This window comes from Streptomyces sp. CNT372, assembly GCF_000377145.1.
The window spans coordinates 369,525-394,616 of sequence record NZ_KB897783.1 but is presented as its reverse complement, the minus strand read 5'-3'; the positions used below and the strand labels follow the sequence as shown (position 1 = coordinate 394,616).

At 74.1% G+C, this 25,092-nt stretch carries 19 protein-coding genes and 1 pseudogene; 6 read left to right on the top strand and 14 right to left on the bottom strand.

What is annotated here, in order from left to right; translation table 11 throughout:
- Positions 1–360: 360 nt before the first annotated feature.
- Positions 361–1,314, bottom strand: coding sequence for a lipoyl synthase (gene lipA, locus C593_RS0118820; protein WP_018848859.1), 954 nt, complete (start codon positions 1,312–1,314; stop codon positions 361–363).
- A 165-nt stretch (positions 1,315–1,479) separates the two neighbouring features.
- Positions 1,480–2,289, bottom strand: a complete 810-nt coding sequence (gene lipB / locus C593_RS0118815) for a lipoyl(octanoyl) transferase LipB (RefSeq protein WP_018848858.1) — start codon at positions 2,287–2,289, stop codon at positions 1,480–1,482.
- Between the two features lie 383 nt (positions 2,290–2,672).
- Here lipB and C593_RS0118810 point away from each other — a divergent pair, with 383 nt between their 5' ends.
- Positions 2,673–4,163 carry an NsdA family TPR-like regulatory protein gene (locus C593_RS0118810; protein WP_018848857.1) on the top strand — a complete coding sequence of 497 codons (1,491 nt, stop codon included), beginning with the start codon at positions 2,673–2,675 and terminating at the stop codon, positions 4,161–4,163.
- A 448-nt stretch (positions 4,164–4,611) separates the two neighbouring features.
- Here C593_RS0118810 and C593_RS0118805 read toward each other — a convergent pair whose 3' ends face one another.
- Together C593_RS0118805 and C593_RS0118800 are read right to left on the bottom strand one after the other, a co-directional pair.
- Positions 4,612–5,952 carry an NAD(P)/FAD-dependent oxidoreductase gene (locus tag C593_RS0118805; RefSeq protein WP_018848856.1) on the bottom strand — a complete coding sequence of 447 codons (1,341 nt, stop codon included), beginning with the start codon at positions 5,950–5,952 and terminating at the stop codon, positions 4,612–4,614.
- A gap of 492 nt (positions 5,953–6,444) precedes the next feature.
- Positions 6,445–7,344 (bottom strand): TIGR01777 family oxidoreductase, encoded by a 900-nt coding sequence (locus tag C593_RS0118800; protein WP_018848855.1) that lies wholly within the window; start codon positions 7,342–7,344, stop codon positions 6,445–6,447.
- 252 nt (positions 7,345–7,596) lie between these two features.
- On the opposite strand from C593_RS0118800, the gene C593_RS0118795 reads away from it, so the two are divergent.
- Complete coding sequence (locus tag C593_RS0118795; protein ID WP_018848854.1) at positions 7,597–8,088, top strand: GNAT family N-acetyltransferase; 492 nt, start codon at positions 7,597–7,599, stop codon at positions 8,086–8,088.
- 109 nt (positions 8,089–8,197) lie between these two features.
- Here C593_RS0118795 and C593_RS29990 read toward each other — a convergent pair whose 3' ends face one another.
- Positions 8,198–8,764, bottom strand: coding sequence for a DUF4240 domain-containing protein (locus C593_RS29990; protein WP_018848853.1), 567 nt, complete (start codon positions 8,762–8,764; stop codon positions 8,198–8,200).
- Between the two features lie 145 nt (positions 8,765–8,909).
- On the opposite strand from C593_RS29990, the gene C593_RS0118785 reads away from it, so the two are divergent.
- Positions 8,910–9,854, top strand: a complete 945-nt coding sequence (locus C593_RS0118785) for an SDR family oxidoreductase (RefSeq protein WP_018848852.1) — start codon at positions 8,910–8,912, stop codon at positions 9,852–9,854.
- A gap of 135 nt (positions 9,855–9,989) precedes the next feature.
- Here C593_RS0118785 and C593_RS0118780 read toward each other — a convergent pair whose 3' ends face one another.
- Positions 9,990–10,955, bottom strand: a complete 966-nt coding sequence (locus C593_RS0118780) for a WCX domain-containing protein (RefSeq protein ID WP_018848851.1) — start codon at positions 10,953–10,955, stop codon at positions 9,990–9,992.
- A gap of 54 nt (positions 10,956–11,009) precedes the next feature.
- Complete coding sequence (locus C593_RS0118775; RefSeq protein WP_018848850.1) at positions 11,010–11,828, bottom strand: MerR family transcriptional regulator; 819 nt, start codon at positions 11,826–11,828, stop codon at positions 11,010–11,012.
- 237 nt (positions 11,829–12,065) lie between these two features.
- Between C593_RS0118775 and C593_RS0118770 the strand changes: the two genes are divergently transcribed.
- Both C593_RS0118770 and C593_RS31845 read left to right on the top strand, forming a co-directional pair.
- Complete coding sequence (locus C593_RS0118770; protein ID WP_018848849.1) at positions 12,066–13,598, top strand: sodium-dependent transporter; 1,533 nt, start codon at positions 12,066–12,068, stop codon at positions 13,596–13,598.
- Positions 13,598–13,735, top strand: coding sequence for a methionine/alanine import family NSS transporter small subunit (locus tag C593_RS31845; protein ID WP_018848848.1), 138 nt, complete (start codon positions 13,598–13,600; stop codon positions 13,733–13,735). Before C593_RS0118770 ends, C593_RS31845 begins: the two co-directional genes overlap by 1 nt.
- A 72-nt stretch (positions 13,736–13,807) precedes the next feature.
- On the opposite strand, the gene aceE is transcribed toward C593_RS31845, so the two are convergent.
- From aceE to C593_RS0118730, 7 genes are all read right to left on the bottom strand, one after another.
- Positions 13,808–16,477, bottom strand: a complete 2,670-nt coding sequence (gene aceE / locus C593_RS0118760; protein WP_018848847.1) for a pyruvate dehydrogenase (acetyl-transferring), homodimeric type — start codon at positions 16,475–16,477, stop codon at positions 13,808–13,810.
- A gap of 548 nt (positions 16,478–17,025) precedes the next feature.
- The gene (locus C593_RS0118755; protein ID WP_018848846.1) at positions 17,026–17,649 is read right to left on the bottom strand and encodes a GntR family transcriptional regulator; all 624 of its coding nucleotides are present in this window, start codon (positions 17,647–17,649) and stop codon (positions 17,026–17,028) included.
- 164 nt (positions 17,650–17,813) lie between these two features.
- Positions 17,814–19,619, bottom strand: coding sequence for a 2-oxoglutarate dehydrogenase, E2 component, dihydrolipoamide succinyltransferase (gene sucB / locus C593_RS0118750; protein ID WP_018848845.1), 1,806 nt, complete (start codon positions 19,617–19,619; stop codon positions 17,814–17,816).
- Positions 19,620–19,675: 56 nt separating this feature from the next.
- Positions 19,676–21,064 (bottom strand): dihydrolipoyl dehydrogenase, encoded by a 1,389-nt coding sequence (lpdA, locus tag C593_RS0118745; protein ID WP_018848844.1) that lies wholly within the window; start codon positions 21,062–21,064, stop codon positions 19,676–19,678.
- 307 nt (positions 21,065–21,371) lie between these two features.
- Entirely contained in the window at positions 21,372–22,883 is a 1,512-nt protein-coding gene (locus tag C593_RS0118740) for a leucyl aminopeptidase (protein ID WP_018848843.1), read from the bottom strand.
- 237 nt (positions 22,884–23,120) lie between these two features.
- Positions 23,121–23,366 carry a hypothetical protein gene (locus C593_RS0118735; RefSeq protein WP_018848842.1) on the bottom strand — a complete coding sequence of 82 codons (246 nt, stop codon included), beginning with the start codon at positions 23,364–23,366 and terminating at the stop codon, positions 23,121–23,123.
- A gap of 44 nt (positions 23,367–23,410) precedes the next feature.
- Positions 23,411–24,187, bottom strand: coding sequence for an adenosylcobinamide-GDP ribazoletransferase (locus C593_RS0118730; RefSeq protein ID WP_018848841.1), 777 nt, complete (start codon positions 24,185–24,187; stop codon positions 23,411–23,413).
- Positions 24,188–24,299: 112 nt separating this feature from the next.
- Between C593_RS0118730 and C593_RS29985 the strand changes: the two are divergent.
- Positions 24,300–25,046, top strand: a pseudogene (locus C593_RS29985) (hypothetical protein); the annotation flags it as partial.
- Positions 25,047–25,092: the final 46 nt, after the last annotated feature.

Sequence of the window (25,092 nt, the reverse complement as noted above, 5' to 3'; positions counted from 1 at the left end):
GTCTTCCCCTCGTGGCGGGGTCGGAGGGATGGGAGCTGTGCGTGCATTCAGCGTCACTGATTGGTGTTACCAGGGCATGACTGGCCGGTCAAACCGCGATGAAACGTTTGGCCGGGAGTGTGCGGGGTGCCGGGAACGGCGAACGCGGCCCGTCCCCGCCCCCGACCTGCGGGGGAGGGCGCGGGCCGCGCCCCCTCGCCACTACTGGCGAGTAATAGCTTGTGCGTGACTTCACACAGTCGCGCCCGCGCCGCAACCTACGCTGCCGCTCGGCTCCGCCGTGCTGTGTCCGTGGTCGCGCTGCGCCTCGCGTCCGCTGCGGCCGCGTGCCCGCCCTCGTCCCTCGGGCGGACCCGCAACCTACGCTGCCGCTCGGCTCCGCCGCTCCATGGCCTGCTGGAAGAGGCGACCCGCCCGGTACGACGACCGGACCAGCGGGCCCGACATCACGCCGGAGAAGCCGATCGCGTCCGCCTCGTCCTTCAGCTCGACGAACTCCTGCGGCTTCACCCAGCGCTCCACGGGGTGGTGGCGCACCGAGGGGCGCAGGTACTGGGTGATCGTGATCAGCTCGCAGCCCGCGTCGTGCAGCTGCCGCAGCGCCTCGCTGACCTCCTCGCGGGTCTCGCCCATGCCGAGGATCAGGTTCGACTTGGTCACCAGACCGGCCTCGCGGGCCCGGGTGATGACCTCCAGCGAGCGCTCGTAACGGAAACCGGGGCGGATGCGCTTGAAGATCCGCGGCACGGTCTCCACGTTGTGCGCCAGCACCTCGGGGCGGGACGAGAAGACCTCCGCGAGCTGCTCGGGCACCGCGTTGAAGTCGGGGATGAGCAGCTCGACCTTGGTGTGGCCGCCCTCGCGCTCCGTCGTCATCGTGTGGATCTGCCGGACGGTCTCCGCGTACAGCCACGCGCCGCCGTCCTCCAGGTCGTCGCGGGCGACGCCGGTGATGGTGGCGTAGTTCAGGTCCATCGTGACCACGGACTCACCGACGCGGCGTGGCTCGTCGCGGTCCAGGGCCTGCGGCTTGCCGGTGTCGATCTGGCAGAAGTCGCAGCGGCGGGTGCACTGGTCGCCGCCGATGAGGAAGGTCGCCTCGCGGTCCTCCCAGCACTCGTAGATGTTGGGACAGCCGGCCTCCTGGCACACCGTGTGCAGGCCCTCGCTCTTCACGAGGCTCTGCATCTTCGTGTACTCGGGACCCATCTTCGCCCGCGTCTTGATCCACTCGGGCTTGCGCTCGATGGGGGTCTGGGCGTTGCGGACCTCCAGACGCAGCATCTTGCGTCCGTCGGGTGCGACTGCGGACACGACCGGCTCCCTACAGCTTCGATTCTTCGGCGGACACCAGGGTACGCCCGTTAAAAGTGCGGCCTTACGCTTGGCCAACCCATGGCCCGGGGTACGCATTCCCGGCCCCGTACGTGCCCCCGCCCGTGCGGCGCGGCCCGTGCCCCGCCCGGCGGCGGCCTCCCGTCAGGCGGGCGTGGTCTCGATCTCGCGCGGCTTGGGCTCCGCGCTCTCCAGCACCTCGCGCAACTGGCGCTCCAGCACGGGCAGCACCTCCTCGATGGTCACGTCCCGGCCCAGCTCGTTCGCCAGCGAGGCGACGCCCGCGTCACGGATGCCACAGGGCACGATCCGGTCGAACCAGGTGTTGTCCGGGTTCACGTTCAGGGCGAAGCCGTGCATGGAGACGCCCTTGGCGATCCGGATGCCGATGGCCGCGAGCTTGCGGTCCTCCCGGCGCTGGCCCGCGTTGGACGGCGCGTACTCGGGGCCGTTCAGCCTCGGGTCGAACTCAGGGTCCTGGATCCGAGGGTCGAAGTCCAGGGAGAGGCCGCCGAGGGACGGGCGCTGCTCGACCGGGTCGCCGAGGACCCACACCCCGCTGCGGCCCTCCACCCGGCTGGTCTCCACGCCGAACTCCGCGCAGGTGCGGATCAGCGCGTCCTCCAGGCGGCGGACGTGCGCGATCACGTCCACCGGGCGCGGCAGCTTCAGGATCGGGTAGCCGACGAGCTGGCCCGGGCCGTGCCAGGTGATCTTGCCGCCGCGGTCGACGTCCACGACGGGGGTGCCGTCCAGGGGGCGCTCGCTGTCCTCGGTGCGCCGGCCGGCGGTGTAGACGGGCGGGTGCTCCAGCAGCAGACAGGTGTCCGGGATCTCGTCCGCGAAGCGGGCGGCGTGGACCTCGCGCTGCTTCTGCCATGCCTGCTGGTACTCGACGGCGTCCGCGCCGAATCCCAGTCGGACGAACCGCAGCTCACTGGCGGGCTCACTCACGGCGGTGCCTCCCTCGCACGATCGCCCAGCAGTCAACCGGGCCCATGCCACTGTACGGCGGCGGCCGAGGTGCCCACCGGGCAGGTGCCCACCGGCCGGTTCACCGCCGGTCCGTCCCCGGACCTGCCCCGCCCGGGGCGCCCGCCGGACCCGCCCGGGCCGGGGGCACGCGCCGGTCCCGTCCCGGCCCCGCGCCCGGCCGTGCGTCAGCTCCGCGTTCACCGGCGAGGCCGATCCTCACACGATCGGATGAATGTGGGGCGAAGGCGGCGGAAAGGCATGGTCGGGCCGCTAAATTCGCGCCGTTCCTCCCCCCAGGGCTTCGCACGGGAGGTACCCCCGTGGGCTGCTCCCGGCCCGGAAGGCAGGAGACCCGACAGCAGATGACGGAACGAGCCCCACAGCGCACCCCCAACCGGCAGCTCGCCGCGCTCATCGCGGAGGCGGGCTTCTCCCATGCGGGGCTCGCCCGCAGGGTGGACCAGCTCGGCCTGGAACACGGGCTGGACCTCCGGTACGACAAGACCTCCGTGACCCGCTGGCTGCGCGGGCAGCAACCGCGCGGGACGACCCCGGCGCTGATCGCCGAGGTCTTCACCCGCCGCCTCGGCCGCCGGCTCACCGCCCAGGACCTGGGGCTGGACGCCTGCGCCCCGGTCTACGCGGGCCTGGAGTTCGCGGCCACCCCGGAGGAGGCCGTGGACATCGTCAGCGGGCTGTGGCGCAAGGACTCCGGCAGCCACGGGGAGCTGCGCAAGATCGCCTTCACCCCGGCCGGCCTGGTGGTGCCCAGCCGGGACTGGCTGATCGGGCGGGCCGACGAGCGGGTCGGCCGCGCCGAGGAGCGCCCGGGGGAGCGCGGCGTGGAGCGCGGCCGCGGCGAGCCCCCCGCCGCCACCCTCGGCCGCGTCCCCGCCCAGGGCACCCGCGCGGCGGTCCCGCGTCAGCGCGGTGCCGAGCGCGGGCCCGGCCAGAAGGTCTCGGGGGGCGACGTCGCCGCCCTGCGCTCGGTCGGCGAGCTGTTCCGCGCCCTCGACCACGCCTACGGCGGCGGCCACGCCCGCCAGGCCCTGGTGCGCTACCTGGAGCACGAGGCCGAGCCGATGTTGCGCGGGACGTACGGCGAGACCCTGGGCCGCCGCCTGTTCGCCGCCGCCGCCGATCTGACCCGGCTGGCCGGGTGGACCTCCTACGACATAGCGGCGCACGGGCTCGCCCAGCGGTACTACGTGCAGGCCCTGCGGCTCGCGCAGGCCGCGGGCGACCGGGCGTACGGCTCGTACGTCCTCGTCACCATGAGCCGCCAGGCCGTCTACCTCGGGCACGGGCGGGAGGCCGTCCAGCTGACCCGGGTCGCCCAGCAGGGCGTCGGGTCGGCCGCGCCGCCGCTGGTGCAGGCGCTGCTGCACGCCGCCGAGGCGCGCGGGCACGGGGTGCTGGGCGACGCCCGCGCCTGCAACGCGGCCCTCGCCCGCGCCGAACGCGCCCTGGAGTCCGCCCGCCCCGGCGACGACGTGCCGCACTGGGCCCGCGCGTACGACGAGGCCCAGCTCGCCGACGAGATCGGGCACTGCCACCGCGACCTCCAGCAGTACCGCTCGGCGATCCGGCACGCCGAGCGCGCCCTCCAGCTCCGCGCCCCCGCGTTCGCGCGCAGCCGCCTCTTCAGCCGGGTGGTGCTCGCCTCGGCCCGGCTCGGGCTCGGCGAACTGGAGCAGGCGTGCGCGCTGGGCGCGGAAGCGGCCCTCCAGGCGTCCGAGATGCGCTCGGTGCGCGCGACGGAGTACGTCCGCGAGTTCGAACGCCGCCTGGAGCCCTACCGGGACGCGGGCCCGGTCCGCACGTATCGCGACCGGGTCGCGGCCCTGGGCTGAACCCCCGGCCCGGGCGGCCCGGGCTCGCCGCCGCTCCGACCGGACCCCCGTCCCGGTCGGGGCGGCACCCTCATGGCGACGGCCCGCGGCGCTCTGCCTGCGGCCCGCCCGCACGTGCCCCGGGCGCTGCGGCGGCCTTCCCCGGAGCGCCTGCTTCCGGGGTGGGCCCGGCGGCTCCCCACCCGGGGCAACCCGCTCCGGCGCCCGCACGTGCCCCGGGCGAGGGGCGACTTGCCCCGGAGCGACGGCTCCGCATGCCCGCACGTGCCCGCACGTGCCAGGCCCCGATGCGGCCCGCCCCGGGACCGGGCCGCGCAGCCCGGACCCCGGCCGGGCCGGCCGTCGCCTCCGGCCCGCGCCCCGATGCGGCCCGCCCGGGAACCACCCCCGGCCCGGCGACGGCCCACCCCCGAGACGCGCCCCGGGTACCCACCCGGCGCCCCCTGCCTCAGGCCACCGCCGCCGGGACCGCCGAGGTCGCGTACCCCGGGCGGATGCCGAAGTCCGTGAGGACCCAGCGGGCCGCGCGGCGGCCCGAGAAGAGGGCGCCCTGGACCGTGGCCGTGTCGCGGTGGGCGCCGCAGACGTAGAGGCCGGAGAGGAGGCGGACCGGGCGGCGTGGGTCGTGCGGTGGGGGCATCGCGGCGACCGCCTCCGGGTCGTGATGGACCGTCAGCAGCTCCCACTCGTCGGTCGGCGTCCCGTACAGGGCCGCCAGATGTCGGCGCACCGCGCGATCCGCGTCCTCCGGCGGCGCGCCCAGGACCGTCGAGGAGATCAGTGCCCGCCCCGCCGGGGCCCGGGAGGCGTCGACCTCGCTCATCACCGCCGTGTATCCGACCGGGCCGCCGCCCGTGGCGTCCAGCACCAGCGCCGGGTCCCGCAGCGGCGGTTCGGGCGCCGTGTGGTGCACCACCGTCACCGGGCGGAACGCGGGCACCCGCAGGCCCGGCAGCAGCTCCGCCGCCGAGCGGGCGTCCGTCGCCACCAGGACCGCGCGGCAGGAGACGACCCCGTGCCCGGCGGTCGTCACCCGGTTCACCGCCACGTCCGTGACCCGGACCCCGGTCCGCACCGTCCCCTCCGGCAGGGTCGCCGCGAGCAGCCGGGGCAGGGCGTCCGCCCCGCCCGCCGGTACGCACAGCCGGCCGCGCGCGTACCCGCGCAGCACCAGGTCCGCCACCCGGCTCGACGTGGCGAGGTCCGGGTCGTGCAGCAGCGCCGCGAGCAGCGGGCGCAGAAAGCCCCGGACCGTGCGGGTCGGCAGGCCGCGCCCGTACAGGGCGTCCGCCGCCGGGAGTTCCGGCAGCGCGTGCAGCCGGTGCACCGGCGAGCCGCCCAGTCGCACCAGGGACGCGCTCAACCGCGCCTGGTCGAGCTGGCGCGGCCGGGGGGCGCTCGCCAGGGCGCGCGCGACCGTGAATGCGACCCCCACGCCCCGGGGGCCGTGCGCCGCGCCCCGGCCGGCCGGCCGCAGCGCGTGCGGGGAGGTGCCGACCTCGCCGGTCCGGTGCAGTTGCTCCCCGTCGTACACGAGGACACCGGGGGAGAAGGCGCGCAGTTCCGCGTCCCGAAGCGCCGGTATCCGCCGCAGTTCGGGCAGCGCGCTGCTGAGCAACTGCCCGCCGCGGTCCAGGTGGAAGCCGTCCAGGTGCTCGGTGCTCATCCGCCCGCCGACGACGGGGGCCGCCTCCAGGACGCGGACGGTGACGCCCGCCGCGGTCAGCCGGTGGGCCGCGGACAGCCCGGCGAGCCCGGCGCCCACGACGACGACGTCCGCGTGGTCCACGCTCCGTTCGGCGGAGGCGGAGGCTGGAGCGGGAGCGTGAGCGGGAGCGGGGGCGGAGGCAGAGGCGGGAACAGGGGCCGGGGCCTGGGCCCGGGCCCCGGCGGGGGCGCCCGCCGGGGGCGGCGCGGCGGGCGCCCCCGCCCCGCCCCCGCCGCCCTGGTCCGCCGCCCGGTCCGGGTGCTCCGGGTGGTCGGCGTGGTGTGAGTGATCCGCTGCACGTGCGGTGCTGAGCACAGTGCCCTCCCCGAGGTCGGCGCGGCCGCTGGGGGGCTCATGCCCCCGACGGGCCCGAGGAATACCCGAGTCCGGGTCGAGGGTAGGCAGCCCCGCCGTGTGCCGAGATCGCGCACACCGCGGGGCACCGGTGCGCCGGGGGCGCACAGCCCACCGCGCACGCCGCCCGCCGGGCACCCCGTGCGCGCCCCGGCCCGTGTCCGGAACGACTCGCCCGGCTCGCACCCTCCGGGCGACGGCGCGACGTTCGGCCGCTCCCTAGCGCAGCGCCGCGCGGATCGCGTCGTCGATCCGGGGGAACGCGAACGAGAAACCGGACTCCAACAGGCGCACCGGCAGAGCCCGTTGACTGCTCAGCACGTCCGAGGCCATCTCGCCGAGGACGGTCCGCAGCACCGCCGTCGGCACGGCGAACGCGGTGGGCCGCCGCAGCACCCGCCCCATCGCGGCCGTCACCTCACGGTTCGTCACCGGCTCCGGCGCGGTCAGGTTGACCGGTCCGGACAGGGTGTCCGTGTCCAGGATGTGCCGCAGGGCCGCCACCTCGTCGTGCAGCGCGATGAAGCTCCAGTACTGCCGGCCGCTGCCCAGCCGCCCCCCGAGGCCCGCCTTGAACAACGGGAACATCCGCCCCCACGCGCCCCCTTCGCGCGCCACCACCAGACCGGTGCGCGCGTACGCCGTCCGTACCCCCGCCTCCCGGGCCGGGGCCGCGGCCTCCTCCCACTCGACGCACACCCCCGGCAGGAAGCCCTCCCCGGGCGGGGCGTCCTCGTCCACCGTCCGGTCGCCGGTGTCCCCGTAGTAGCCGACGGCGCTGCCGCTGACGAACACCCGGGGCGGCACGTCGAGGGAGGCGACGGCTTCCGCGAGGGCGGTTGTGCCGAGGACCCGGCTGTCGCGGATCTCCCGGCGGTACTCGGGCGTCCAGCGGTGGTCCCCGACGCCCGCCCCGGCGAGATGGACCACCGCGTCGCAGCCGCTGAGCCCGGCCACGTCCACGTACTGCCGCTTCGGGTCCCAGGTGACCTCGTCTCCGGTCCGCGCGGGGCGGCGTACCAGCCGGACCACCTGGTGGCCGTCCTTGCGGAGGGAGCGGACGAGGGCGGTGCCCACCAGTCCGGACGCGCCGGACACGGCGATTCGAGACTTCTCCATGACGCCATCCTGCCCGCTCGTCCCCCGTGCAACAGTGGTGGCATGCCCGAGCCGCACCACGACAGCGACCCCGCGATACCCCGCCCCGCGACCAGTCCCGCCCCCCGCCCCGGGCCCGGCTCCCGCCCCGCGACCGGTCCCGTCCCCGGGCGTGCGAGCGCCGCCGCGCCCCCGCCCGTCCCCGGGCCCAGGGACACCCAGGTACCCCCGCCCCCGGCTCCGCGTGACGCGCCCCACCCCGCGCCGCCCCGGGTGACCGTCCGGGGCGCGCGCCTCTCCGACGACGTGCCGCTGGCCGCGCTCGACCGCGCGGTCTGGTCCCCGCTGCACGCGGTGACCCCGCGCCCCGAGCCCCCGTACCCGCCCTTCTTCGACGGGGCCCACCGCCCCGAGGACCATCTGGTCGCGGAGGGCGCGGACGGGTCCGTCCTCGGCTATGTGCGCCTGGTGTGCCCCACCCCGCTCGCCTGCAACCGCCATGTGCGCCAGATCCAGGGTTTCGCGGTCGCGGCTGGGGCCCGGGGGCACGGGATCGGCGGGGCCCTGCTGCGGGCCGCCTGCGCGGAGGCACGGCGGCAGGGCGCCACCCGGATCACCCTGCGCGTGCTGGGCCACAACACCCCGGCCCGCGCGCTCTACGAGAAGGAGGGCTTCCGCGTGGAGGGCGTACTCCCCGGGGAGTTCGTCCTCGACGGGCGCCCCGTGGACGACGTGCTGATGGGCCGCCCCCTGACGGCCCCCTGACCGCCCGAGCCCGAGCCCGAGCCCGGGTCCTGAGGCCCGCCCCGCCCGAGCCCGGGTCCTGAGGCCCGCCCCGCCCGAGCCCGCGGCCCGCGGCCCGCCCCGGCCGGGCTCAGGCCCCGTCGTCGTTCTGCGGGACGCCGCCCGTGCCGCCGGGCCCGAAGCGCTCGTACAGCGCGGGCACCCGGCGGGCCAGGGCCTCCTCGTCGGCGAGGTCGAGCGGCGTGCCCGCCGGCTCGCCCGGCTGCACCGGGATGCCGAGGTCCGGCGCGTCCAGACCGGTCAGCCGCTCGTACGCGTCGTCCGCCGCGTAGCCCAGCTCCTCGCCGTCGCCGTCCACGTCCTCGTCGAAGTCGTCCAGCAGTTCGGCGAGGGAGTCGGCGTCGTGCACGGCGCCCTCGAAGACCTCCCGGCCCTGGCCGATGAGCCAGCAGCGGAAGCCGTCGAAGTCCTCCTCGTACGCGCTCTCCGCACCGCCCAGCAGCACGGCCGCGGCGGCCCGCAGGTCCCAGGTGTACGCGCGGTTGCAGCGCGCCTCGAAGTGGCGGGCGAAGTCCAGCACGGAGTCCGGGTCGAGCTGGAGCAGCCGCTCGGCGAGCAGGTCGGCGTGGTCCTCGGGGTCGCCGCCGGCGGCCTCGCGGGTGGCGTCCACGATCTCCCAGAACTCCGTCTCGTCCATCACGGGACAAGCATCGGCCCCGGTGGGTGGCCGCGCACGCGGAGCTGCGGCGGGACACGGCCCGTTCGGCCGTCCGTGCGGTCGTCCCCGGCACCGCCCCGCAATGCCGACAGAAGATGTCCGGTTTCCGTGACACGTTCGCACTATGACGACGAACGAGAACGACACCCCCGTCCCCGCCGGCCGCCCGCTCGCCGGGCGGATCGCCCTGGTCGCCGGTGCCACCCGGGGCGCCGGGCGGGCCATCGCCGTACAACTCGGCGCGGCCGGCGCGACGGTCTACGCCACCGGCCGCACCACCCGTGAGCACACCAGTGAACTGGGCCGGCCCACCGAGACCATCGAGGAGACCGCCGAGCTGGTCACCGCGGCGGGCGGGGAGGGCATCGCCGTCCCCACCGACCATCTGGAGCCCGGGCAGGTCCGGTCCCTCGTCGGGCGGATCGACCGCGACCACGGCCGGCTCGACATCCTGGTCAACGACGTCTGGGGCGGGAACCCGCTGCTCGACTTCGACACCCGGATGTGGGACGTCGACCTCGACCGCGGACTGCGGATGATCGACCTCGGGGTGCGCACCCACATCATCACCAGCAGCATCGCCCTGCCCCTGCTGGTGCGGAATCCGGGCGGACTGGTCGTCGAGGTCACCGACGGCACGGCCGAGACCAACCGGGACTACCGCGAGAACTTCTACTACGACCTGGCCAAGAACGCCCCGCTGCGGATGGCCTTCGTCCTCGGCGAGGAGCTGAAGGCGGTGGGTGCGACCGCCGTCGCCGTCACCCCCGGATTCCTGCGCTCCGAGGAGATGCTCGACCACTTCGGGCTGACCGAGGAGAACTGGCGGGACGGTATCGACAAGGAGCGGCACTGGGCGCTCTCCGAGTCGCCCGTCTACCTCGGGCGCGGGGTGGCCGCCCTCGCCGCGGACCCGGAGCGGGCCCGCTGGAACGGCCTGTCCCTGGACAGCGGCCGGCTGGCGCGGGAGTACGGGGTGACGGACGCGGACGGCAGCCGCCCGGACGTCTGGGGCTACATGCTGGCCGAGCGGGCGGGCGGCTCCCCGTCCGTCGAGGACCACCGGTAGGACCGGCCCCGGCCTCGGCCCCTGCCCGGACGGCGCGGACGCGCGGCGGGCGCGGGCCGGCCGTGGCCGCCGACCCCGACGCGGCCCCGACCCCGACGCGGCCCCGACCCCGATGCGGCCCCGGCCCCGACGAGGTCAGGCGTAGCGGCCGTGCAGGGCCCGAGCCGCCGCCGCGAAGCGTTCCCGCAGCTCAGCCGGTTCCAGGACCTCCGCCTCCGGGCCGAGGGACAGCAGCTGGGAGTACGCCACGTCCGGGGACTCGACCGGGAGCACGACGGTCATCCGGCCCCCGGCGTCCGGCGGTGGTGCGGCGGCCAGGGCCTCCTCGGCCGCCGCCCGGTCCGTGACGTACGGCAGCCGGGCCGCGCCCGCCTCCGTCAGCCGGACCACCACCTCGGACCGCAGCAGGGAGCGCGCGAACCCGGCCGCGCGCTCCGCCCAGAACGCGGGCAGATCGAAGGTCCCGTCGCGGTCGAACGCGGTCCCGGCGGGCTCGACCCGGGTGAACCGGTCGATCCGGTACACCCGGAACACGCCCTCCACCCGGGCGCACAGGTACCAGACCCCGGCCTTCAGCACGAGCCCGTACGGCTCCAGCTCCCGTTCCACGTCGGTGTCCCGGCGGCGGTAGCAGGCCCGGATCCGGCGGTTGGCCCACACCGCCTCCGCGACCGGCGGCAGTGCTTCGGGGGTGCGGGGCTCGTGGTACCAGCCGGGCGCGTCCAGATGGAAGCGCTGCGCCGCCGACTCCGGGGCGTCGCGCAGGGAGGGCAGCAGGGCGGCCGCCACTTTGAGGCGGGCGGCACAGGCCGCGTCCTGGAGGCCCATGTCCCGCAGCGCGCCCGGCAGTCCGGAGAGGAACAGGGCCTCCGCCTCGTCCCTGCCCAGGCCCGTCAGACCGGTGCGGTAGCCGCCGACGAGCCGGTATCCGCCCGCCCGGCCCCGGTCCGCGTAGACGGGGATACCGGCCTCGGACAGGGCGGCCGCGTCCCGGGTGACGGTCCGCTCGGACACCTCCAGCTCGCGGGCGAGTTCGGCGCCGGTCATGGCGGGCCTCGCCTGGAGCAGCAGGACCATCTTGATCAGCCGGGCAGCGCGCATCCCCCCATCTTGGCGCAGGGTCCGGGCCGCCCCGGACCCCGCACCGGCCGGTCGTCAGACCAGCGGCTGCTGGAGTTCGGTCACCCACTGCTCCCTGTCGTCGGGGACCTCCAGGTAGACCTCGCGGGCGTACCCCGCCGAGCGGTCCCCGCCCGCGTCGATCCAGCGGGCCAGGGTCTGCTCGGTGGCGAGGACACCGTCCATCGACCCGCGGTGCACGATGGTGGCCGCGCGTTCCACGGCCGGGAGGTCGGCGACCGCGAAGCCGTCGCCCGCCGCCTGGTCCGGGGCGACCTGGCAGCCCGCGTGCACCAGGACCGACCCGTCACCGCCGGGTGCGTCCTCGTAGTACGCGATCCCGGGGCCGGTCGTGGTGACGCCCTCGGCCGACAGCCGGCCGAAGAGCCGCTCGTACAGCGGCCCGATCACCGGGCCGATGTGCTGGGGGTCGTAACTGGCGGCGGTGGCGGACAGCTCCGCGACGCGCACCGCCGGAATGCTTTTGATCATGACGTCCTGGCCGGGCATGTGTCCCTCGCTCTCGATGGACCGGAGCCTCGCCTCGACCTGCGCCAGCCGGGCGGCCGCCGCGGCCATCGACTCCTCCAGCTCCGCCCGTCGCAGCATCAGCATCCCGCGCAGCTCTCCCGGACCGAGCCGGTCCTCCAGGATCCGCCCCACCTGCTGGAGCGTGAAGCCGAGATCCTTGAGGGCGACGATCCGGTTGAGCCGGTCGAGCTGGGCGGCGGAGTAGTGGCGGTAGCCGGTGGAAGGGTCGGTGTGCTCGGGGCGCAGCAGCCCGATGGCGTCGTAGTGGCGCAGCATCCGGGCCGACACGCGGCCGTGCCTGGCGAAGTCTCCGATGGTGAACATGGCGTCTCCCAGTGCACGGCTTCACACGGTGTCAAGGTCAAGCATCCGTGCCCGGTTCACCCGCCGCCCCGCGCGTCGTAGCGTGCTGCCCGGTGGCCCGCCCCCGGCGGGGCTAACGTTTGGTACGCAACCTGCGACATTCCGTACCCGTCCGTGCGGGTGCGTCCCCTTCCCGGCCCCTGCAGGTCCGTGACGGGGGCATCACGGACCGGTGACGAGGAGAGGGAAGGCGCGCACATGACCGACCAGCCGCGCGAGCAGTGGTCCACCCGGACGGGCTTCCTGCTGGCAGCCATCGGCTCCGCCGTGGGCCTCGGCAATATCTGGCGATTTCCTGCCATCGCCTACGAGAACGGCGGCGGAGCGTTCCTGCTGCCCTACCTGATCGCCCTGCTGACCGCCGGTATCCCGCTGCTGATCATGGAGTACAGCATCGGGCGCAAGTACCGCATGTCCCCGCCGGCGGCCCTGCGGCAAATGGCCCGGCCCGCCGAGGCCATCGGCTGGTGGCAGGTGGTGATCTCCTTCGTGATCGCCACGTACTACGCCGTCATCATCGCGTGGGCGATCCGGTACGTGGGCTTCTCCTTCGGGCAGCAGTGGGGCGACGACCCCGAGGCGTTCCTCTTCGGGGACTTCCTCAGGGCACCGGACACCCCCGGCTTCATGGACGGGTACGTTCCCGGGATCGTGTGGCCGCTGATCGCCGTCTGGGTCGTCGTCCTGGTGATCCTGGCGTTCGGCATCCGGCGCGGCATCGAGCGCGCCAACAAGGTGTTCATCCCGCTGCTCGCGGTGCTGTTCGTGGCGCTGGTGATCCGCGCCCTGACCCTCGACGGCGCGGCGACCGGCCTGGACGCGCTCTTCTCGCCCGACTGGTCCGAGCTCGGCAACGGCAGTGTCTGGGTGGCCGCCTACGGACAGATCTTCTTCTCGCTCTCCATCGGCTTCGGCATCATGGTCACCTACGCCTCCTACCTGGGGCGCCGGGCCGACCTGACCGGCTCCGCGATGGTGGCCGGGTTCGCCAACAGCTCCTTCGAGATCCTGGCCGGCATCGGTGTCTTCGCCACCCTGGGCTACCTCGCCACGGCCGCCGGTGTCGGCGTCGACGAGGTCGCGGGCGCGGGCATCGGCCTGGCGTTCGTCGCCTTCCCCGCGGTGATCTCCGAGATGCCGCTCGGCGGGCTGTTCGGTGTGCTGTTCTTCTGCTCGCTGGTGATCGCGGGTCTCTCGTCCCTGATCTCCATCGTGCAGGTGGTCGTCTCGGCCGTGCAGGACCGTACCGGTATGCGCCGGATGCCGGCCGTCCTCGGCATCGGCGGTCTGGTCGCCGTCGTGTCGATCCTGTTCTTCCCGACCGAGTCCGGCATCTTCCTGCTCGACGCCTCCGACCACTTCATCAACCAGTACGGCATCGCGCTCGCCTCCCTGGTCGCGCTCATCGTCATCGCCTGGGTGCTGCGGAAGCTTCCGGCCCTGCAGCAGAACGCGGACGCCACCTCCGCGATCCGGCTCGGGCACTGGTGGCGGATCTGTCTGGGCGTCATCACCCCGCTCGTCCTCGGCTGGATGATGGTCGACAGCCTGCGGGCCGAGTTCGACGAGAACTACGAGGGCTACTCGACCGCCTTCCTGCTCTCGGCGGGCTGGAGCGTGGCCATCGGAGCCCTTCTGATCGGTGTGATCCTCACCTTCGTGCCCTGGCCCGCCGGCGGGGAGGACATCGACCTCGACATGGAATCCCCCGCCGACCGGAAGGACGTCTGATGTCCGCCAGCGCCATCGTCATGATGATCATCGCCATCGTCATCGTCTGGGGCGGGCTGGTCGCCGCGATCCTGCGGCTGCGCAGCCACCCCCAGGAGACCGAGCCGCTGCCGCCGGGCACCCACCGGGCGGAGTGAGCGCGAGAGAGGGGGCCGGGACCCGCCGCACGGCGGGTCCCGGCCCCCTCTCTCGCTGTGCCCACAGGCCGTCTACAGGCCGTACCGCTCGCGCGCCTCCTTCACCGCGGAGGCCGGCACCTCGCCCCGCTTGGCGAGCTGCGCCAGCGCGGCCACGGTGATCGACCGCGGGTCGACGCCGAAGTGGCGGCGGGCCGCCTCGCGGGTGTCGGACAGGCCGAAGCCGTCCGTGCCGAGGGAGGACCAGTCCTGCTCCACCCACTGGCTGATCTGGTCCGGCACCTGGCGCATCCAGTCGGAGACCGCCAGCACCGGGCCCGGGGCTCCCTCCAGCACCCGGGTGACGTACGGGACGCGCTCCTCGCCGCGAAGCAGGGCCTCGTCCGCCTCCAGGGCGTCCCGGCGCAGCTCGCCCCAGGAGGTCGCGGACCACACGTCGGCCGCCACGTTCCAGTCGTTCGCCAGCAGCTCCTGCGCCTCCAGGGCCCAGTGGATGGCGGTGCCGGAGGCCAGCAGCTGCAGGCGCGGCGCGTCCGGGCCGGCCGCGCCCTCCCTGAACCGGTACAGGCCCCTGACGATGCCCTCCTCCACACCCTCCGGCATGGCGGGCTGCGGCTTGGGCTCGTTGTAGACCGTCAGGTAGTAGAAGACGTCCTCCGGACTCTCGCCGTACATCCGGCGCAGACCGTCCTTGACGATCACCGCGATCTCGTACGCGAAGGCCGGGTCGTAGTTGAGCGAGGCCGGGTTGGTGGCCGCGATCAGGTGGGAGTGGCCGTCCGCGTGCTGGAGTCCCTCGCCGGTCAGGGTGGTGCGGCCGGCGGTGGCGCCGACGATGAAGCCCTTGCCGAGCTGGTCGGCGAGCTGCCACATCTGGTCGCCGGTCCGCTGCCAGCCGAACATCGAGTAGAAGATGTAGAACGGGATCATCGTCTCGCCGTGCGTCGAGTACGACGTGGCGGCGGCGATGAAGTCGGCCATGGCGCCGGCCTCGGTGATCCCCTCGTTGAGGATCTGGCCGTCGGCGGCCTCCTTGTAGTACATCAGCTGGTCGCGGTCGACCGGCTCGTAGGTCTGGCCCAGCGGCGAGTAGATGCCCGCGGACGGGAACAGCGACTCCATGCCGAAGGTGCGCGCCTCGTCGGGGACGATCGGCACCCAGCGCCTGCCGGTGGTCTTGTCCCGCATCAGGTCCTTGACCAGGCGGACGAAGGCCATGGTGGTGGCCATCTCCTGCTTGCCGGACCCCTTCTTGAGGGCCGCGAAGGCGCGCTCCTCGGGCTCGGGCAGCGCGGGCACCGGGTGGACGCGGCGGGCCGGGGCGGGGCCGCCCAGGGCGGCGCGGCGCTCGGCGAGGTAGCGGACCTCGGGGGAGTCGGCGCCCGGGTGGCCGTAGGGGACCAGGCCGTCGGCGAACGCGGAGTCGGCGATCGGGAGCCCGAGCAGGTCGCGCATGCCCTTGAACTCGTCGGTCGTCAGCTTCTTCATCTGGTGGTTGGCGTTCTTGGACTCGAAGCCCTTGCCGAGCGTGAAGCCCTTCACCGTCTGCGCGAGGATCACGGTCGGGGCGCCCTTGTGCGCGAGGGCCGCCCGGTACGCCGCGTACACCTTGCGGGCCTCGTGGCCGCCGCGGGAGGTGTGGAAGCACTCGGCGATCCTGGCGTCCGTGAGCAGCTTCGCCAGCTCGGCGAGGGCGGGCTCGGCGCCGAAGAAGTGCTCGCGGATGTAGGCGACGTCGCGGGTGGCGTACGTCTGGAACTGCGCGTCCGGGACCTCGCGCAGCCGGCGCACCAGGGCGCCCGCGGTGTCGAGCTGGAACAGCTCGTCCCAGGCGCTGCCCCACAGGGTCTTCACCACGTTCCAGCCGGCGCCGCGGAACTGGGCCTCCAGCTCCTGCACGATCTTGAAGTTGGCGCGGACCGGGCCGTCGAGGCGCTGCAGGTTGCAGTTGATGACGAAGGTCAGGTTGTCCAGCCGCTCGCGGGAGGCCAGCGCCAGGGCGGCCGTCGACTCGGGCTCGTCCATCTCGCCGTCGCCGAGGAAGGCCCAGACGTGGGAGCCGGAGGTGTCCTTGATGCCGCGGCCCTGGAGGTAGCGGTTGAACCGGGCCTGGTAGATCGCGGACAGCGGGCCGAGACCCATGGAGACGGTGGGGAACTCCCACAGCCAGGGCAGCCGGCGCGGGTGCGGATAGGAGGGCAGGCCGTTCCCGCCGGACTCCTGGCGGAAGTTGTCGAGGTGCGCCTCCGTGAGGCGGCCGTCGAGGAAGGCGCGGGCGTAGATGCCGGGGGAGGCGTGACCCTGGATGTAGAGCTGGTCGCCGGAGCCGTCCCCCTCCTTGCCGCGGAAGAAGTGGTTGAAGCCGGTCTCGTAGAGCCAGGCGGCCGAGGCGAAGGTGGCGATGTGGCCGCCGACGCCGAAGCGGGAGCCGCGGGTCACCATGGCGGCCGCGTTCCAGCGGTTCCACGCGGTGATGCGCGCCTCCATCTCCTCGTCGCCGTCGATCGCCGGCTCGGCGGAGGTGGGGATGGTGTTGACGTAGTCCGTCTCCAGCAGCCGGGGCAGCGCCACACCGGCCTGCTCGGCGTGCTGGAGGGTGCGGCGCATCAGGTACGCGGCGCGGTGCGGGCCCGCGTGTTCCGCGACGGCGTCGAGGGACGCCGCCCACTCGGCGGTTTCCTCGGCGTCGCGGTCCGGGAGCTGGTCGAGCTCGCTCGGAAGCTTGCCTACGGGGTCGGTCATGATCGCCGCCTTCCGGACTGGAGGGGGGTGGAGAAAAGGGGGTGCCGTGTCTGGCAGGACAGGGCGAACGGGTCGGTGGACCCGGGGAGACTGTAAGACGCTGATCGATGATCGATCAAAGCTTGGGGCGAAATTGGCATCCGGTGCCGCAAAAGTGGGCACGGGGTGCCGGGACAAAGAGGGTTGTAACGCCCGCCCGGCCCCCGGGGGCAACGTCAGCCTCGCGTTCGCCTCGCCGGCGCGTGCGGGCGCGTGCGGGAGGCGTCAGCCCCGTGTTCTCAGCCCGCCGGCGGGTGTGGGCGGGCGCCGTCAGCCCCGTGTTCCCGGCCTCGCCGTCGTGAGAGGCGCGGTGCGGGGCGGAGCCCCGCCGGGGTGGGCTGCGCCGGCGGACCGGCTGCGGCCGTGTGGTCACGGCACGGCCTGCGGTCGTGCCCTCACACGCCGGACGGGCTGGAAAAGCACGCCCGGTCCGCTGAGCCGGCGCGCCCCCGGACGGCCGGAAGGACGCGTCCGCGTCGGGCACGCCGGCCCGGGCCGGGAGCCCGGGCCTACGCGCGCGGCGCGCAGCCCAGCACGTGCGCCTTCACCAGCGCCCCGATCTGCGGATCCCGCCGCCGGAACGCCTCCACCAGGTCCTGGTGCTCCTCCGCGTACGACTTCTGCACCGTGCCCAGCCAGCGGATCGACAGGGCGGTGAAGACCTCGATGCCCAGCCCCTCCCAGGTGTGCAGCAGCACCTTGTTCCCGGCCGCCTTCACCAGCTCCCGGTGGAAGGCCACCGTGTGCCGCACCTGTGCCGTCCCGTCGGACAGCCGGTCCGCGTCGTACAGGGCGGCCACATGCGGCTCCAGCGCCGAGCAGTCGTCCGCCAGCCGCCCGGCCGCCAGCTCGGCGGCGATCTGCTCCAGACCGGCCCGGACCGGGTAGCTCTCCTCCAGGTCCGCCGCCGTCAGATTCCGCACCCGGACACCCTTGTTGGGCGCCGACTCGATCAGCCGCAGCGACTCGAGCTCGCGCAGCGCCTCGCGCACCGGGGTCTGCGAGACCTCCAGCTCGGTCGCGATCCGGCGCTCCACGATGCGTTCTCCGGGCTTCCAGCGGCCGCTGACGATCCCCTCCACGATGTGCTCGCGGATCTGGTCGCGAAGCGAGTGGACGACGGGGATGGTCATGGGGCGCTCTCCTTGGGGACGCGTCGACCGGGCCGGCCCCTCGCGCGGGCCGTACCGGCTCGCGGGACGAGCCGTACCGGTTCTCAAGACAATACGGCGGCGCCCCCGCCGGGATGTACTCCCGGCGGGGGCGCCGTGGGTGAGGCTGGTTACAGCCGGGCGGCTCAGAGGCCGAGCTCGACCTCGAACTCGCCCGCCTCCAGGATCGCCTTGACCGCTGTCAGGTAGCGGGCGGCGTCCGCGCCGTCCACCAGGCGGTGGTCGTAGGAGAGCGTCAGGTACGTCATGTCCCGGACGCCGATCACGGTGCCCTCGGCGGTCTCGATGACGGCCGGGCGCTTCACGGTGGCGCCGATGCCCAGGATGGCGACCTGGTTCGGCGGCACGATGATCGTGTCGAACAGCGCACCGCGCGAACCGGTGTTGCTGATCGTGAAGGTCGCGCCCGACAGCTCGTCCGGCGTGATCTTGCTCGCCCGGACCTTGCCCGCGAGCTCCGCGGTGGCCTTGGCGATACCGGCCAGGTTGAGGCCGCCCGCGTTCTTGATGACCGGCGTCATCAGACCCTTCTCGGAGTCCACGGCGATGCCGATGTTCTCCGAGTCGAAGTACGTGATGGTGCCCTCGTCCTCGTTGATCCGGGCGTTGATGACCGGGTGGGCCTTCAGCGCCTGGGCCGCCGCCTTGACGAAGAACGGCATCGGGGACAGCTTGACGCCCTCGCGGGCGGCGAAGCCGGCCTTGGCCGCCTCACGCAGCTTCATCAGCCTGGTGATGTCGACCTCGACGACCGAGGACAGCTGCGCCTGGCCGTGCAGCGCCTTCATCATGTTGTCGCCGATGACCTTGCGCATACGGGTCATCTTGACCGTCTGGCCGCGCAGCGGGGACGCCTCCAGCGAGGGCGCCTTCGACGCGGCCGGGGCCGCGGCGGCCGCGGGGGCCGGAGCGGCGGCGGCCTTGGCGGCCTCCGCGGCGGCGACGACGTCCTGCTTGCGGATGCGGCCGCCGACGCCGGTGCCCTTGACCGAGCCCAGGTCGACGCCGTTCTCGGCGGCGAGCTTGCGCACCAGCGGGGTCACATAGGCGTCGCTCGACTCCACGGCGGCGGGCGCGGCCGGGGCGGCCGGTGCCTGCGGGGCCGGGGCGGACGCGGGAGCGGCGGCCGGGGCCGGAGCCTCCTGCTTGGGCGCCTCCTGGGCCGGCGCGGGCGCCGGGGCGGGGGCCTCCTGCTTGGGAGCTTCCTGCTTGGGAGCTTCCTGCTTCGGGGCCTCTTGCTTCGGGGCCTCCTGCTTGGGGGCCTCCTGGGCGGGCGCCGGGGCGGCGGCCGGGGCCGCGCCCTTCGCGCCGATGACGGCCAGCTTGGCACCGACCTCGGCGGTCTCGTCCTCGCCGACCACGATCTCCAGCAGCACACCGGAGGCGGGCGCCGGGATCTCGGTGTCGACCTTGTCGGTGGACACCTCCAGCAGCGGCTCGTCCTCGGAGACCTCCTCGCCGACCTCCTTCAGCCAGCGGGTGACGGTGCCCTCGGTGACGCTCTCGCCGAGCGCCGGCAGGACCACGTCGGTGCCCTCGGCCGAACCGCCGCCCGACGCCGCCTCGGCGGAGGGGGCGGGAGCCGGCTCGGCGGACTCGGTGGACGGCGCGGCCTGCGGGGCCTCCTCCTGCGCGGGCGCGGGGGCGGACTCCTCGGCGGCGGCCGGCGCGGCCTGCTCGGCCGGGGCGCCGCTGCCGTCGTCGATGACGGCCAGCTCCGCGCCGACCTCGACCGTCTCGTCCTCGGCGACCTTGATGGAGGCCAGCACACCGGAGGCCGGCGCCGGGATCTCGGTGTCCACCTTGTCGGTGGACACCTCCAGCAGCGGCTCGTCGGCCTCGACGCGCTCGCCCTCGGCCTTCAGCCAGCGGGTGACAGTGCCCTCGGTGACGCTCTCGCCGAGCGCCGGAAGGGTTACGGAAACCGACATGGTTTCAGTTGCTCCTTACGAAAAGTGCGGTAGTGGTCTGTCGCGCCCGGGACCGGTCAGTCGTGGGAGTGCAGCGGCTTGCCCGCCAGGGCGAGGTGCGCCTCGCCGAGGGCCTCGTTCTGCGTCGGGTGCGCGTGGATGAGCTGCGCGACCTCGGCCGGCAGAGCCTCCCAGTTGTAGATGAGCTGCGCCTCGCCGACCTGCTCGCCCATACGGTCACCGACCATGTGGACGCCGACCACGGCACCGTCCTTGACCTGGACGAGCTTGATCTCGCCCGCGGTCTTCAGGATCTTGCTCTTGCCGTTGCCCGCCAGGTTGTACTTCAGGGCGACGACCTTGTCCGCACCGTAGATCTCCTTGGCCTTGGCCTCGGTGATGCCGACGGAGGCGACCTCGGGGTGGCAGTACGTCACCCGCGGCACGCCGTCGTAGTCGATCGGGACGGTCTTCAGACCGGCCAGCCGCTCCGCCACCAGGATGCCCTCGGCGAAGCCGACGTGCGCGAGCTGGAGGGTCGGGACCAGGTCGCCGACCGCCGAGATCGTCGGGACGTTGGTGCGCATGTACTCGTCGACGAGGACGTAGCCGCGGTCCATCGCGACGCCCTGCTCCTCGTAGCCGAGGCCCTGCGAGACCGGGCCGCGGCCGATGGCCACCAGCAGGATCTCGGCCTCGAAGGTCTTGCCGTCGGCGAGGGTGACCCGCACACCGTTCTCGGTGTACTCGGCCTTCTCGAAGAAGGTGCCCAGGTTGAACTTGATACCGCGCTTGCGGAAGGCGCGCTCCAGCAGCTTGGAGCTGTTCTCGTCCTCGACCGGCACGAGGTGCTTCAAGCCCTCGATCACGGTGACCTCGGTGCCGAAGGACTTCCACGCGGAGGCGAACTCGACGCCGATCACGCCGCCGCCGAGGATGATCGCGGACTGCGGGACGCGGTCCAGGGTCAGCGCGTGGTCGGAGGAGATGATCCGGTTGCCGTCGATCTCGAGGCCCGGCAGCGACTTCGGCACGGAGCCGGTCGCCAGCAGGACGTGGCGGCCCTGGACCCGCTGCCCGTTCACGTCGACGGAGGTGGGGGAGGACAGCCGGCCCTCGCCCTCGATGTAGGTCACCTTGCGGGAGGCGACCAGACCCTGCAGACCCTTGTACAGGCCCGAGATCACGTCGTCCTTGTACTTGTGGACGCCCGCGATGTCGATGCCCTCGAAGGAGGTCTTCACGCCGAACTGCTCGGCCTCGCGGGCCTGGTCGGCGATCTCACCGGCGTGCAGCAGGGCCTTGGTGGGGATGCAGCCGTTGTGCAGGCAGGTGCCGCCCAGCTTGTTCTTCTCGATCAGTGCGACGTCCAGGCCCAGCTGAGCTCCGCGAAGGGCCGCAGCGTAACCGCCGCTACCGCCGCCGAGGATCACTAGGTCGAAAACGGTGCTGGCGTCGTTCGCCACGTCACGTCCTCCATGCATGTGCGCCGTCCGCCCCGGTCCTCGCTGACCGGGCCGCGGCTGGTGTTCGGCCGCTTGTCTTCGGCCCTGTGGTGGGGGCCCTGTCCTGCCGGGAACCCATCTTCGCACTTGTCGGCCGAAGCCGGGACGCGGGGATGTGTCTTGAGACGGTGACCTTCGGCTCGTCCGCGGTTACCCCCGCGTAGGAACACCGGGACGAACCGGCGTCCTCCGCTGCGTGCGGGCGTCCTGCGCCGCCTGCCCGTCCGGGCCGGTGCCGCACGGCACCGCCCCGGACGGGACGCGGACGTCAGCCCAGCTCGCCCGCGGCGGTGCGCTCGGCGAGGCGCACCAGGGTGCGGACCGAGGAGCCGGTGCCGCCCTTGGGGGTGTAGCCGTAGGGCGCGCCCTCGTGGAAGGCGGGGCCGGCGATGTCCAGGTGGGCCCAGGTGATCCCCTCGCCGACGAACTCCTTGAGGAACAGGCCGGCGACCAGGCCGCCGCCCATCCGCTCGCCCATGTTCGCGATGTCGGCCGTCGGCGAGTCCATGCCCTTGCGCAGGTCCGCCGGGAGCGGCATCGGCCAGGACGCCTCGCCGACCTCCTCCGCGGTCTCGTGGATCGCGGCGCGGAAGTCGTCGTCGTTGGCCATGATCCCGAAGGTGCGATTGCCCAGAGCCAGGACCATCGCGCCGGTCAGGGTCGCCACGTCCACGATCGCGTCCGGGTTCTCCTCCGAGGCACGGGTCAGCGCGTCGGCCAGCACCAGGCGGCCCTCGGCGTCGGTGTTCAGCACCTCGACGGTCTTGCCGCTGTACATGCGCAGCACGTCGCCGGGGCGGGTGGCCGAGCCGGAGGGCATGTTCTCGGCGAGCGCCAGCCAGCCGGTCACGTTGACCTCCAGGCCGAGCCGGGCGGCGGCGACGACGGCGGCGAACACGGCGGCGGCGCCGCTCATGTCGCACTTCATCGTCTCGTTGTGGCCGGCCGGCTTGAGGGAGATGCCGCCCGAGTCGTAGGTGATGCCCTTGCCGACGAGCGCCAGGTGCTTGGCGTCCTTGGAGTGCGTGTAGGAGAGCTTCACCAGCCGCGGCGGGTTCTGGGAGCCCTGGCCGACGCCGAGGATGCCGCCGTAGCCGCCCTTGGCCAGCGCCTTCTCGTCGAGGACCTGCACCTTGATGCCGTGCTCCTTGCCCGCGGCGGTGGCCACGGCCGCGAACGCCTCGGGGGTGAGGTCGTTCGGCGGGGTGTTGACCAGGTCGCGGGCGCGGTTGATCTCCTCGGAGAGGGCGAGGGCCCGCTCGGCCGCGGCCTTGAACGCCTTGTCGCGCGGCCTGGCGCCCAGCAGGGCGACCTCCGCGAGCGGCTTCTTCCCGTTCTTGCCGTTCTCCTGGTACGCGGTGAACGCGTACGCGCCGAGCAGCGCGCCCTCGGCGATCGCCCCGGCGTCCTCCGCCTCCTCTATCGGCAGCGCGAACGCGGCCTTCTTGGAGCCGGCCAGCGCACGGGCCGCGACACCGGCGGCCCGGCGCAGCGCCTCGGTGGCGTACGCGTCCTCGTCGCCGGGCTCCTGGCCGAGGCCGACGGCCAGGACGACCGGGGCCTTGAGGCCGGCCGGCGAGGGCAGCTTGGTGACCTCGCCCTCGGCCCCGCTCGCGCCGAGGGTTTCGAGGACCGTCGCCAGCCTGCCGTCGAACGCCTGGTCCACCGCTTCGGCGCCCGGTGCGACGACCGGCCCCTTCGCGCCCTTGGCGACACCGACGACGACGGCGTCGGCGCGCAGCGTCGCTGCGCCTGCGGTGCTGAGAGTGAGAGCAGTCACGGTGGTGAAATCTCGCTTCCTTGAGTTCCGCGCCCCGGTGCCGCCCTGGAGGAACGGCTGCCCGGGACCGGAAGACAGACCCCTGGTTGTTGTGCACGGGAATGGATCCCATCGCCATGCCGCGCAAGAGCCTACGCGTGGTCCCCCGCCCCGCTCACGGCGGCGGCGCCTGTGGTGTCCCGGGTCGTCTGGCCGCCCCCGGCTCCGTGCCCGGTGCAGCGAGGGCCGGGCGTGCCGTCAGCGGGTGAGGACATAGCAGGTGGCGCGGGCGGCGCCGTCCCCGCTCCGGTCCCATTCGTCGCCGGCCCACGTGTACCAGTGGGCGTCCTTCTTGGCGGACTCCGCCCGCCAGGCGGCGGGTGCCTTCGGTACGGCCCGGTCGCACGCGGCATCGGCCGGCCGCATGGCCTCGTGGATGCCCGACCAGGCGGCGTTCAGGTCGCGCTGGTCCAGTACGGCGCGCTGCCGGGGCGCCCGCCCCACGGTTGCCCGGCACGCGACAACGGAACCGCAACGCCCCCGGCCGCTCACCCCAGGGTGAGCACGACCAGGCACGCCGTCGCCGCCGTCTCCGCGAGGGCGCCGAACACATCGCCCGTCACCCCGCCCAGGCGCCGGACGCACCGGCGCAGCAGCCACTCGGCGGCGGCGAGGCCCAGCAGCACCGCCGCCACCGCGTACACGGGACCGTACGCGCCGGGCAGGACCAGCCCGGCAGCCGCCGCGCCCGCCGTCGCAGCCCCGGCCGCCGGCAGCGCGCCCGCCGCCGGGACGGTCCCCGCGACCGCCGCGCCCAGGCCCCCGGGGCGGGCCGGGGGGACGCCCGTGCGGGCGGCGAGGGTCAGGGCGAGCCGCGCCGAGACCCCGGCCAGGACCGCGCCGCACGCGCCCGGGGCCCAGCCCTGCGCGTAGAGCCCGGCGAGCGCCGCGACCTGGGCCAGCAGGACCAGGAGGAGGGTGACCACTCCGAACGGACCGACGTCGGACTGCTTCATGATGCGCAGCGCGTCCTCGGCGGGCCGGCCGCTGCCCAGGCCGTCGGCGGTGTCGGCGAGGCCGTCCAGGTGGAGGCCGCGGGTCAGCGCGGCCGGTACGGCCGTCGCCGCGACGGCCGCCATCAGCGGGCCCGAGCCCGCGACGGCGAGCAGCGCCCCGGCCGCCCCGGCGGCGGTGCCCACCGCGAGTCCGGCGAGCGGCGCGCACAGCATTCCGGCGCGGGCGGCCTCCCGGTCCCAGCGGGTCACCCGCACGGGCACGGCGGTGAGGGTGCCGAAGGCGAAACGGAGGCCGTGCAGTGCAGTCACCCGGCGAGCTTAGGACGCGGCACGTCCGGCCCGCCGTGCCGGGCCCTGCCGAGCCGCCCCCGGCCGGGACCGGCGGTAGATTGCGCGAAGCGTGCCGAACGGGAGAAATCGGATGGGTGACTGGTTCTACCGCAACATCCTGGAGCCGGGGAAGCTGCCGATGCTCCTCGCCCTGGTCTCGTTCGTCCTGACCTTCCTGATCACCCGCGCCGTCGTCCGGATGATCCGCGCCGGGAGGGGCCCGTTCCGCAATGTCACGCCCGGGGGCATGCACATCCACCACGTCGTACCCGGGGTGATCCTCACCGTCGTCGGCGGCTTCGGTGCCGTGGGCAGCGGGCGGCACGGCGTCGGCGCGGCGGTCTGCGCGGTGGTCTTCGGGATGGGCGTGGGCCTGGTCCTCGACGAGTTCGCGCTGATCCTGCACCTCGACGACGTCTACTGGACCGAGGAGGGCCGGCAGAGCGTGGAGGTCGTGGTGCTCGCCGCCGCCCTCGCCCTGCTGGTCCTCAGCGGCTCCTCCCCGCTCGGCGTGGACGGCCTCACCCCGGACGAACGCCAGAACCGCGCCGCGCTGATCACCACCGTCGGGATCAACTTCCTCTTCGTGATCATCGCGATGTTCAAGGGGAAGGCGCGGCTGGGGCTGATCGGGGTGCTGGTACCGGTGGTCGCCCTGGTCGCGGCCGTGCGGCTGGGCCGGCCCGGCTCGCCGTGGGCCCGCCGCTTCTACCGGAACCGGCCCAGGGCCAGGGCGCGGGCGCAGTTGCGGGCGGTCCGCCACGACCGGCGCTGGGACCGGCCGCGGCGGGCGTTCCAGAACCTGATCGGCGGCGCGCCGGACGCCCCTCCGCTGCCCGCCGGCCCCGACCCCTCGGGCCCCCCGGGTCCCTCGGGCCCAGACA

Coding starts and splice junctions, on each gene's coding strand:
- C593_RS0118755 (WP_018848846.1), bottom strand. CDS start 17,649: ATGACCATCCCCGTCGTCCACTCGCTTCGCGACCAGATCCGCGAGCAC.
- C593_RS31845 (WP_018848848.1), top strand. CDS start 13,598: ATGTCCGCCAGCGCCATCGTCATGATGATCATCGCCATCGTCATCGTC.
- C593_RS29990 (WP_018848853.1), bottom strand. CDS start 8,764: ATGGACGAGACGGAGTTCTGGGAGATCGTGGACGCCACCCGCGAGGCC.
- aceE (WP_018848847.1), bottom strand. CDS start 16,477: ATGACCGACCCCGTAGGCAAGCTTCCGAGCGAGCTCGACCAGCTCCCG.
- sucB (WP_018848845.1), bottom strand. CDS start 19,619: ATGTCGGTTTCCGTAACCCTTCCGGCGCTCGGCGAGAGCGTCACCGAG.
- C593_RS0118785 (WP_018848852.1), top strand. CDS start 8,910: ATGACGACGAACGAGAACGACACCCCCGTCCCCGCCGGCCGCCCGCTC.
- C593_RS0118780 (WP_018848851.1), bottom strand. CDS start 10,955: ATGCGCGCTGCCCGGCTGATCAAGATGGTCCTGCTGCTCCAGGCGAGG.
- C593_RS0118800 (WP_018848855.1), bottom strand. CDS start 7,344: ATGGAGAAGTCTCGAATCGCCGTGTCCGGCGCGTCCGGACTGGTGGGC.
- C593_RS0118775 (WP_018848850.1), bottom strand. CDS start 11,828: ATGTTCACCATCGGAGACTTCGCCAGGCACGGCCGCGTGTCGGCCCGG.
- C593_RS0118810 (WP_018848857.1), top strand. CDS start 2,673: ATGACGGAACGAGCCCCACAGCGCACCCCCAACCGGCAGCTCGCCGCG.
- C593_RS0118770 (WP_018848849.1), top strand. CDS start 12,066: ATGACCGACCAGCCGCGCGAGCAGTGGTCCACCCGGACGGGCTTCCTG.